At 63.0% G+C, this 11969-nt stretch carries 1 protein-coding gene; it reads left to right on the top strand.

Annotated features, from left to right (window positions below):
• Position 1: 1 nt before the first annotated feature.
• Positions 2-11854 (top strand): amino acid adenylation domain-containing protein, encoded by an 11853-nt coding sequence (locus tag ACDZ94_RS19345; protein ID WP_432750614.1) that lies wholly within the window; start codon positions 2-4, stop codon positions 11852-11854.
• The last annotated feature ends 115 nt before the right edge of the window (positions 11855-11969 follow it).

Raw genomic sequence — 11969 nt, 5'->3', positions numbered from 1 at the left:
CATGCTTTCCAACACGAATATCGATCTGGTCTCGCGCTTTCTTCGCCTGCCGCTTGAACAACGCCAGCAGTTTTATCAGCGCCTGCAAGCGCGCGGCATGAGTTTCGCGCAATTGCCGATTGCCCCCACCCGGCATGATGTCGACACATTGCCATTGTCTTACGCCCAGGAACGCCAGTGGTTTCTCTGGCAGCTTGATCCGGACAGCGCCACCTATCACATTCCTGGGGCGCTGCGCCTGCAAGGCCAGCTCGACCTCGCGGCGTTACAACACAGTTTCGACCGTTTGCTGGCCCGCCACGAAAGCCTGCGTACCCGCTTGGTACAGGACGGTGAGCAGCTGTTGCAGGCGGTAATGCCTGAGGCCAGGGTTGAAATCGTGCAGATGCAAACGGACGAACAGCAATTGATGGCGCGGGTGGAAGCGGAGGTTGCACGTCCTTTCGATCTGCTCCAGGCGCCGCTGTTGCGCGTGACACTGTTGCAACTGGCCGAAGATGAACATGTGCTGGTGATGGTCCAGCACCACATCATTTCCGATGGCTGGTCGATGCAGGTGATGGTCGAGGAACTCGTGCAGCTCTATGCGGCCTGCTGCCAGGGGCGCACCCTGGCGTTGCCGGACTTGCCGATCCAGTACGCCGACTATGCCCTGTGGCAGCGCGGCTGGATGGAAGCGGGGGAGAAGGCCCGTCAGTTGGCGTACTGGCAGGCACTGCTGGGCGGTGAGCAGCCCGTGCTGGAGTTGCCCCTCGACCATCCGCGACCGGCCCAACAAAGCCATCGCGGCAACAGCCTGCAGGTGCATCTGCAACCGGCACTGGTCAGCGACATCAAGCGCCTTGCGCAGCAAGAGGGCGCCACCCCGTTCATGTTGCTCCTGGCTTCGTTCCAGACCTTGCTCTATCGCTACAGCGGGCAGTCGGACATCCGTATCGGCGTGCCAAATGCCAACCGTAACCGTGTCGAAACCGAGCGGCTGATTGGCTTTTTCGTTAACACCCAGGTGCTCAAGGCCGACCTTGACGGGCAGATGACGTTTGTCGAACTGCTGCAGCAGACCAAGCGGCGCTCACTGGAGGCCCAGGCGCACCAGGACTTGCCGTTCGAGCAACTGGTGGTGGCGTTGCAGCCCGAGCGGAGCCTGAGCCACAACCCGTTGTTCCAGGTGATGTTCAATCACCAGACCGACGCCCAGGGCGGGCGCGAGGGGCAGCAATTACCCGGCTTGCGCGTTTCGGAGCTGGACTGGGACAGCCAAACCACGCACTTCGACCTCAGCCTGGACACCCATGAATCCCCGGAAGGTATCTGGGCGGCGCTGACCTACGCCACTGACCTGTTCGATGCCGCGACAATAGAGCGTTTGGCGCAGCATTGGCAGAACCTGCTGCACGCAGTGGTGAGTGCACCGCACAGCCGTCTCAGTGACGTGGCGATGCTGAGCGCAACCGAACAAACGGTGATACGCAAGGAATGGAATGCCCCGGCCACCGGCGGCGAACTGCAGGCGGTGCATCAGCTGTTCGAGGCCCAGGCCCAGCAGCACCCGCAACGCCAGGCCTTGGCCCTGGATGAGCAGACCATCAGCTATGGCGAGTTGAATCGCCAGGCCAACCGTCTGGCCCATTACCTGATCGCCCACGGCGTAGGCCCGGAGGTGCTGGTCGGCATTGCCGTGGAGCGCTCGTTTGCGATGGTGGTGAGCCTGCTGGCGGTGCTCAAGGCGGGCGGCGCTTACGTGCCGCTCGACCCGCAATACCCGCGTGAGCGCTTGCTGCACATGCTCGACGACAGCGGCTTGCAGCGGGTGTTGACTCAGTCGTCCCTGCGTGAGCGTTTGCCACTGCCTGAACACGTGTCGGCCCTGGACATCGATGTGGCCGATGCGCAACTGGCGCAGTGTGCCGAGCACAATCCCGGGCTCGACTTCGAACCGCGCAGCCTGGCTTACGTCATTTACACCTCAGGTTCTACTGGTAAACCCAAGGGCGTGGCGATCAACCATGCGGCTTTGAGTGAGTTCGCAAACATCGCTGCGGGCTACTCGTGCCTGACCCCGGATGACCGGGTGTTGCAGTTTGCGACCTTGAACTTCGACGGTTTCGTCGAGCAGTTGTACCCGGCGCTGACCGTCGGCGCCAGCGTGGTCCTGCGTGGCCCGCAGCTGTGGGACGGTGCCGAGCTGTACCGGCAGATTATCGCCCAGGGCATCACCCTGGCCGACTTGCCGACGGCCTACTGGAAACTTTTCCTGCAGGATTGCCTGGCGGCCGGCCCACGCGCTTACGGCGCACTGCGCCAGGTGCATATCGGCGGCGAAGCCATGCCGTTGGATGGCCCGGCGCTGTGGCGTCGCGCGGGGCTCGGGCATGTACGCCTGCTCAATACCTACGGGCCTACCGAGGCGACGGTGGTGTCCAGCGTGCTGGACTGCAGCGACGACGCGACCGTGATCGGCGCCAGCGCCAGCCCTATCGGCCGGGCGCTGCCGGGGCGTGCGTTGTATGTGCTCGACCGCGATTTGAATCTGCTGCCGGTCGGGGCTGTGGGTGAGCTGTATATTGCCAGTGAAAGCGGCCTGGCGCGTGCCTATCTGCAGCGACCTGCACTGACCGCCGAACGTTTTGTCGCCGACCCGTTCAGCCGCTTGGGCGAGCGCCTGTACCGCACCGGTGACCTGGCACGCTGTCGCGCCGATGGGGTAATCGAGTACGTCGGGCGAGTCGATCACCAGGTGAAAATCCGTGGTTTCCGCATCGAGCTGGGTGAGATCGAGGCGTTGCTATTGGCCCAGACAGGCGTGCGCGAAACGCTGCTGCTGGCCGCTGACAACCAGTTGCTGGCTTACGTGGTGCCCACACAAGCGCTGTCCGAGCCAGAACAGCTGGCCGCCGGTGAGCAGCTCAAGGCCCGCCTGCGCGAGCAATTGCCGGATTACATGGTGCCGGCGCACCTGATCTTCCTCGCCCGCATGCCGTTGAACCCCAATGGGAAGCTGGACCGCCAGGCCCTGCCCAAACCTGATGCCACTTCGGTCCAAGCCGACTGGCAAGCGCCTGTAACGGCCTTGCAGCAACAAGTTGCCGGGATCTGGGCCGATATCCTCGGCACTGAGCGTGTGGGCCTGACTCAGCACTTTTTCGAGCTGGGTGGGCATTCCCTGCTCGCCATGCAGGTGGTCTCGCGCATGCGCCAGGCGCTGAACCTCGAAGTGCCACTCAAGATGCTGTTTGAGCAGCCGCGCCTGGATGGATTTGTCGCGGCCATTGAAGCCCATTCCCCGACCGCGCCCAAAGCTCCCGCGTTGCTGCCGGTGGGGCGTGACCAGCCGTTGCCGTTGTCGTATGCCCAGGAGCGCCAATGGTTCCTGTGGCAACTGGAGCCGCAAAGCGCCGCATATCACATACCTAGCGCCCTGCGCTTGAAAGGGCGGTTGGACACGGCGGCGTTGCAGCGCAGTTTCGATACGTTGGTGGCCCGTCACGAAAGCCTGCGTACCCATTTGCGCCAGACGCACGATGGCGCCGTGCAGGTGATTGACCCGGTGGCGTCGTTGCCGATGGTGCGTGCCGATGTCGAGGAAGCCCAACTCAAGGCGCGCGTCGAAGCTGAAATCGCCCGGCCGTTTGACCTGCAACAAGGGCCGTTGCTGCGCGTGACGCTGCTGCGTCTGGCGGCTGACGAACATGTGCTGGTGCTGGTTCAGCATCACATCGTGTCCGATGGTTGGTCGATGCAGTTGGTGGTGGAGGAACTGGTGCAGCTTTACGCCGCTTACAGCCAGGGGCAGGGCGTGCAATTGCCGCAACTGCCGATCCAGTACGCCGACTACGCCGTGTGGCAACGCAACTGGATGGACGCGGGCGAGAAAGCCCGTCAACTGGCGTACTGGCGCGAGGTGCTGGGCGGTGAGCAGAGCGTGCTGGAATTGCCATTCGACCATCCACGCCCGGCCGTGCAGAGCCACCGTGGCGCACGCTTACCGATCGAACTGGCCCCGACACTGGCCCACGACCTCAAGGCACTGGCCCAGCAACAGGGCGTAACGCTGTTCATGCTGCTGCTGGCGTCATTCCAGACCTTGCTGCACCGCTACAGCGGCCAGGAAGAGATCCGCGTCGGCGTGCCGATTGCCAACCGCAATCGCAGTGAGACCGAGCGCCTGATCGGCTTTTTCGTTAACACCCAGGTGCTCAAGGCCGACCTGCATGGCCAGATGAGCGTTGAGCAGTTGTTGCAGCACACGCGTCAGCGCGCGCTGGATGCCCAGGCGCATCAGGACCTGCCGTTCGAGCAATTGGTGGAAGCCCTGCAACCGGAACGCAGCCTGAGTCACAACCCGCTGTTCCAAGTGATGTTCAACCACCAGACCGATGTGGGCCAGGCCCAGGTCCAGCATCAATTGCCGCAACTGCGGGTCGAAGGGCTGGACTGGGAGAGCAAGACGGCGCATTTCGACCTGGACCTGGATATCCAGGAATCCGCCGAAGGCATCTGGGCCACCTTGGGTTATGCCCAGGACCTGTTTGAAGCCGACACCGTGCACCGTATGGCCCGCCATTGGCAGAACCTGTTGCAGGGCATGGTTGCCAACCCGCAGCAAACCCTCAGCCAATTGCCGCTGCTGGACACTGCTGAGCAGCAACAGATTCTACAGCTATGGAATTGCACCGACTCGGGCTTCTCGGCCAAGCGCCTGGTTCACGAAATGGTCGCCGACCGTGCTCGGGAAAACCCGAATGCAGTGGCGGTAAAATTCGATGCGCAAACGCTGACGTACGGTGAACTCGATCGCCAGGCCAATCGCCTGGCGCATGCGCTGATCGCCCGTGGTGTGGGCCCGGAAGTGCGCGTGGCCATCGCCATGCCGCGCAGTGCCGAGAGCATGGTGGCGTTCCTGGCCGTGATGAAATCGGGTGGCGTGTATGTGCCGCTGGACGTGGAATACCCGCGTGATCGCCTGCTGTACATGATGCAAGACAGCCGCGCGCAACTGTTACTGACTCACACCCGCGTGTTGCAGCAATTGCCGATACCTGAAGGGCTGAACACCCTGGCGATAGATCGCACCGAGGACTGGGCCGATTACAGCGACACCGCACCAGAGGTCGCACTGGACGGCGACAACCTCGCCTACGTGATCTACACCTCCGGCTCCACCGGCATGCCCAAGGGCGTGGCGGTATCGCACGGCCCGCTCGTGGCGCATATCATCGCCACCGGCGAACGCTATGAAACCGGCCCGGCCGATTGCGAACTGCACTTCATGTCCTTCGCCTTTGACGGCTCCCACGAAGGTTGGATGCACCCGCTGATCAACGGCGCCAGTGTGCTGATCCGCGACGACAGCCTGTGGCTGCCGGAATACACCTACGCACAAATGCACCGCCATAACGTGACGATGGCGGTGTTCCCGCCGGTGTACCTGCAACAACTGGCCGAGCATGCCGAACGCGACGGCAACCCGCCGGCGGTGCGCGTGTATTGTTTTGGTGGTGATGCGGTGGCGCAGGCGAGCTACGACCTGGCCTGGCGTGCGCTCAAACCGACCTACCTGTTCAACGGTTACGGCCCCACCGAAACCGTGGTCACGCCGCTGCTATGGAAGGCCCGCAAGGGCGACCCTTGCGGCGCTGTCTATGCACCGATTGGTACGTTGTTGGGCAACCGCAGCGGCTACGTGTTGGACGCGCAGTTGAACCTGCAACCGATCGGCGTGGCCGGGGAGTTGTACCTGGGCGGCGAGGGCGTGGCCCGGGGTTATCTGGAGCGTCCGGCGCTGACCGCCGAGCGTTTTGTACCGGACCCGTTCGGCAAACCCGGCAGCCGCGTGTACCGCAGCGGCGACTTGACCCGTGGCCGCCCGGACGGCGTGGTGGACTACCTTGGCCGTGTCGACCATCAAGTGAAGATTCGTGGTTTTCGCATCGAGCTGGGTGAAATCGAGGCCCGTCTGCGCGAGCAGGACAGCGTTGGTGAAACCGTGGTGGTGGCGCAGGAAGGGCCGACCGGCAAGCAGTTGGTCGCCTATGTGGTGCCGTTGGACCCGGCGTTGATCGACGATGCCGTGGCGCAATCGAACGGCCGTGAAGCGCTGCGCCGCGCCTTGAAAACCCGCCTGCCCGACTACATGGTACCCACGCACCTGATGTTCCTGGCGCGCATGCCACTCACGCCCAATGGCAAGCTGGATCGCAAAGGCCTGCCGCTGCCGGACGTGAGCCTGATGCAGCAGGTGTACGTGGCGCCACAGAGTGAGTTGGAGCAGAAGATCGCCGCGATCTGGTCCGACGTGCTGCGCCTGCCGCGCGTGGGGCTGCATGACAACTTCTTCGAACTGGGCGGCGACTCGATCATTTCGATCCAGGTCGTCAGCCGTGCGCGCCAAGTGGGTGTGCGGTTCACGCCCAAGGACCTGTTCCAACACCAGACGGTCCAGAGCCTGGCGGCCGTCGCCCGCGAAGGCGAGGGCGCGGTGCTGCTGGATCAGTCGGCGCTGACCGGCGAGCTGTTGTTGCTGCCGATCCAGCATGCGTTTTTTGCCGATGACATCCCGGCGCGTGAGCACTGGAACCAGTCCGTGGTGCTGCAACCGCACCAGCGGCTGGAGGTGCCGGTGCTGGTGGCCGCTCTACAGGCGCTGATTGTGCATCACGACGCCCTGCGCACCACGTTTGCCCAAAGTGTAAATGGCTGGAGTGCGGCGTATCGAAGTTCGGAACAGCATCAGGCCGAACAGGTACTGTGGCAGACCACCCTCACGACCCTCGAAGAACTTGAAGCCTTGGGCGAGGAAGCCCAGCGCAGCCTCGACCTGAGTCAAGGCCCTTTGCTGCGCGCGGTGTTGGTAGGCATGGCCGATGGCTCACAGCGTCTGTTGCTGGTGATCCATCACTTGGTGGTGGACGGTGTGTCCTGGCGCATCCTCCTCGAGGACCTGCAAACGGCCTACCGCCAAATTGCCCAAGGCGCCGCGGTGGTGCTGCCCGCCAAGACCAGCTCCACGCGCGCATGGGCCGCGCGGCTGCAGGCTTACGCCGGCAGCCCGGCGCTGGCGCAGGCGTTGACGTGGTGGCAGACCCAGCTACACGGCAGCCACGCCGGTTTGCCGGGCGCCGACCCGCAGGCCAGCCTGAGCAACCGTCATGCATTGAGTGTGACGACCCAGTTGGACCCAGGGTTTACCCGACGTTTGTTGCAGGACGCTCCAAGTGCCTACCGTACCCAGATCAACGACCTGCTGTTGACGGCCCTTGCGCGCGTCATTGTGGGCTGGACCGGTGACACGTCGATGTTGATCCGGCTGGAAGGCCACGGCCGCGAGGACTTGTTCGATGAGATCGACCTGACCCGCACTGTGGGTTGGTTTACCAGCCTCTATCCCTTGCAACTGACGCCGACCGATTCCCTGGCGGGTTCCCTTAAACATATCAAGGAGCAATTGCGCGCTGTACCGGACAAAGGCCTGGGCTTTGGTGCCTTGCGTTACCTGGGTAATGCCGAGGCGCAACAGGCATTAAGTGCATTGCCGCGCCCACGTATCACGTTCAACTACCTGGGGCAGTTCGACGGCAGTTTCGAGGGCGGCGAACAGGAAGGTTTGTTCGCGCCTTCCGGTGACGCCAGTGGTGCCGAGCAAAGCCTTGACGCGCCGCTGGGCAACTGGCTGGAAATCAATGGCCAGGTCTACGCAGGCGAATTGAAGTTGAACTGGAGTTTCAGCCAAGAGATGTTCGCGCAAGCGACCCTGCAGCAGTTGGCGGACGAGTACGCGTTGGAACTCAAGGCCTTGATCGAGCATTGCTGTGCTCCGGCAAATCAAGGCGTCACGCCGTCGGACTTTCCCCTGGCGCGCTTGTCTCAAGGCCAGCTGGATGCGCTGCCACTGAACTTCTCTGAGGTGGAAGACCTGTATCCGTTGTCGCCGATGCAGCAAGGCATGTTGTTCCAGTCGTTGTATGGCGAAGGTTCGGGCGACTACATCAACCAGATGCGCATCGATGTGGACGGGCTGGATGTCCCGCGTTTCCGCCAGGCCTGGCAGGCAGCTGTCGACCGGCATGAAATTCTGCGCAGTGGTTTCCTCTGGCAAACCGATGTCGAGCAACCGTTGCAGGTGGTCTACAAGCAGCGGCGCATACCGCTTGAAGCGCTCGATTGGACGGACCGCACGGATTGCCCTGCGGCCCTCGATAGCCTGGCCGAATCGGCGCGGGCCCAGGGTTTCGTGCTGGAACAGGCGCCGCTGCTGAGCCTGTCGGTCATACGCACTGGGGTGTCGAGTTATCACCTGATCTATACCAACCACCACATCCTGATGGACGGATGGAGCGGTTCGCAGTTGTTTGGCGAGGTGTTGCAACACTACGCCGGCGAGCCGCTGGCTGCGCCGACGGGGCGCTATCGCGATTACATCGCCTGGTTGCAGGCGCAGAACAAAGCCGTCAGCGAAACCTTCTGGAAAGACCAGTTGGTCAACCTGCAGGCGCCTACGCGCCTGGCATGCGGCCAGTCGAGCGAGGTGCAGACGGCCCCGGCGGCCAACGGTGAACATCGCCTGAGCTTTGATGCCGCGCATACCGAGCGTCTCAAAGTGTTCGCCCAGAGCAACAAGGTCACCCTCAATACGCTGGTGCAAGCCGCGTGGCTATTGCTGCTGCACCATCACACCGGGCAGGCCACCGTCGCGTTCGGCGCCACGGTGGCGGGGCGCCCAGCCGAGCTGCGCGGTATCGAGCAGCAAGTCGGTTTGTTTATCAATACGCTGCCCGTGGTGGCCACGCCTGAGGCGCAGATGTCGGTCAGCCAATGGCTGCAACATGTCCAGTCGCAGAATGTGCGCTTGCGCGAGCAAGAACACACGCCGCTGTTCGAGATCCAGCGCTGGGCCGGTCTGGGCGGGGAGGCGCTGTTCGACAGCATCCTGGTGTTCGAGAATTACCCGGTGTCCGAGGCGCTGGAGCAGGGCGCGCCGTCGGGTTTACGCTTTGGCACCGTGCACAGCCTGGAGCAGACGCACTACCCGTTGACCGTGCTCCTGGGCATGGGCGAAAGCCTGGGGCTTGAATTCAACTACGACCGGCAGGCCTTCAGTGCCGCGCATATCCAGCGCCTGGCCGAGCACTTCCAGCAGCTGTTGAGTGCCTTGATTATGGATGCCGACCAGTGCCTGGCCGCGCTGCCTTCGGTGGCATTGGCCGAGCGCCAGACGCTGCAGGCCTGGAACGCCACGGCGCAAAGCTACCCGCTGCACCAGAGCGTGCATCAATTGATCGAGGCGCAGGTGGTTCGTACGGCAGACGCTACGGCCCTGGCGTTTGCCGGGCAGCACCTGAGTTACGCCGAGCTGAACCGTCGGGCGAACCGCCTGGCGCATCGTTTGATCGCGGCCGGCGTGGGGCCGGACGTGCTGGTGGGCCTGGCGGTGGAGCGCTCCATCGAGATGGTCGTCGGTCTGTTGGCCGTGCTCAAGGCCGGTGGCGCCTACGTGCCGCTGGACCCGGAATACCCGCGTGACCGACTCGCCTACATGTTGCAGGACAGTGGCGTAACGTGGCTGCTGACCCAGGCTCATCTGCTGGAACAACTGCCGATCCCGGCGGGCGTTCAGCACCTGGTGCTGGAGACGGGCGAGGCGTGGCTTGAGGGTTATAGCGCGCGCAATCCTGACATCGCCGTCGATGGCGAAAACCTGGCGTATGTGATCTACACCTCGGGCTCTACCGGGCAGCCCAAGGGCGCCGGTAATCGGCATTCGGCGCTCACCAATCGGCTCTGCTGGATGCAGCAGGCGTATGGCCTGGAAGCCAGCGATAGCGTGTTGCAGAAAACCCCGTTCAGCTTTGACGTGTCGGTGTGGGAGTTCTTCTGGCCACTGATGGCCGGCGCGCGCCTGGTGGTGGCTGCGCCCGGGGAGCATCGCGATCCGGCCAGGTTGGTCAGCCTGATCAACGCCGAGCAGGTCACCACGCTGCACTTCGTGCCGTCCATGTTGCAAGCGTTCTTGCAGGACTCGGCGGTAAGTGCCTGCCATAGCCTGCAACGCATTGTCTGCAGCGGTGAAGCATTGCCCGTGGATGCCCAGCAGCAGGTGTTTGCCAAGCTGCCCGGTGCCCAGTTGTACAACTTGTATGGGCCGACGGAAGCCGCCATTGATGTGACCCACTGGACCTGTGTCGATGAAGGGCATGATGTGGTGCCGATTGGTCGGCCCATCGCCAACCTGGGTTGCTATGTGCTCGACGGCAACCTGGCGCCGGCGCCGGTGGGCGTGTTGGGTGAGCTGTACCTGGGCGGCATCGGGCTGGCGCGGGGTTATCACCGTCGGCCGGCGCTGACCGCTGAACGTTTTGTGACCGACCCGTTCGGCAGCGGCGCGCGCCTGTACCGTACCGGCGACCTGGCGCGCTATCGCGACGATGGTGTGATCGAGTACGCCGGGCGCATCGACCATCAGGTCAAGCTGCGCGGGCTGCGGATCGAGTTGGGTGAAATCGAGGCGCGCCTGCTGGAGCATGCCTGCGTGCGTGAAGCTGCCGTGCTGGCAGTAGGCGGCACGCACCTGGTGGGTTACCTGGTGTTGCAGGAACCGTGTGCGGACTGGAAAGCCTTGGTGGGTGCTCACCTTGCTGCGCAACTGCCGGATTACATGGTGCCCGCGCAGTGGGTGGTGCTGGCACAGATGCCGTTGAGCCCCAATGGTAAGCTGGATCGCAAAGCGCTACCCAAGCCTGAAGCAAACGCTGCGCAGGACTATCAGGCGCCGCAAAGCGACATTGAGCAGCAGGTCGCGGCGATTTGGAGCGAGGTGCTCGGTGTTGAGCGCGTCGGGCTGAACGACAACTTCTTTGAGTTGGGTGGCCATTCATTGCGCGTGCTGCTGCTCAAGGAGCGCATCAGGCAGGTCAGCGGGGTCAATCTGTCCGTCAGCCAGTTGATGCTCAACCCCACCGTGCGTGGGCAGGTCAATTGCGTGCAGGGCGAGGTACGCAGCGAGTTGATCGTCAAGCTCAACAGCCAGACCCAAGGCACGCCGCTGTTCATGTTCCACCCAAGTTTCGGCTCGGTGCATTGCTACACCGCCATTGCCCTGGCACTCAGGGAGCAGCGCCCGGTGTTCGGCGTGATCTGCCGTGCGCTGGTGGAAGAGGGCGCACCGGTGCCTGAATGGCAGGCGATGGTTGACGATTACACCGCGCAATTGTTGAAGGCTCAGCCACAGGGTGCCTATCGCCTGGCCGGCTGGTCACTGGGCGGCAACCTGGCGATGGAAGTCGCCTATGCACTGGAGCAAGCCGGGCGTGAGGTCGAATTTGTCGGCTGGATTGATTCGGCACCACCGCAGTGGCTCAAGCCTTATTGGGACGCGGTGGTGATCGAGGATGATCGTGAAGTATCAGCCAATGAGCGCCGTGTGGCGTTGCTTGGGGTGATGTTCCCAGCGTTTGCCGAGCAGATTGAAGGGGCGTGGCAACAGTGCCGGCGTCAGGCTGCGGATGAAGCCGGGCAATGGCAGGCGTTTGTAGCCTGGGCCGAACAGACCCTGGGTGAGGCCTTCACCGGCATCAAGGACGAGTTGCTGCGTGGCAATGAAGCGCAGATTTCCTGGGAGGTTGACCGCGCACTCAGCGAGCGCATGACCGCGGCTGACTTCAAGCCGATCCAGGCTCCGGTCAGTTGCTGGTGGGCTTCTTTGAGCCGCGCGGGGCACTTCAAGGACCTGATCGAACAGAACATGGCCGGTGTGATTGGCCAGGGGCGCATCGAGCGTTCGGTGATGATCGAGACTGATCATGACGGGATCATCGACAGCGCCGCGTTCATCAATAGCCTGGTGGCTGCCATGGAGTAAGGGGCTGTTGTACGAATAAACCCGGATCATTGATCCGGGTTTTTTTGGGCTTTTTTTCAGGTGGGGCAGGCATAAAAAATGCCCGATGAAAGCAGGGCTTTCATCGGGCGTTGAG

It is taken from the genome of Pseudomonas sp. UBT (assembly GCF_050915955.1).
Taxonomy (GTDB): domain Bacteria; phylum Pseudomonadota; class Gammaproteobacteria; order Pseudomonadales; family Pseudomonadaceae; genus Aquipseudomonas; species Aquipseudomonas antarctica_A.
Note: the sequence above shows the minus strand (reverse complement) of the source record. Positions and strands in the feature narration are given on the sequence as shown.

Excerpts from the sequence above, each read along its gene's own strand:
- ACDZ94_RS19345 (WP_432750614.1), top strand. The coding sequence starts at position 2 with ATGCTTTCCAACACGAATATCGATCTGGTCTCGCGCTTTCTTCGCCTG.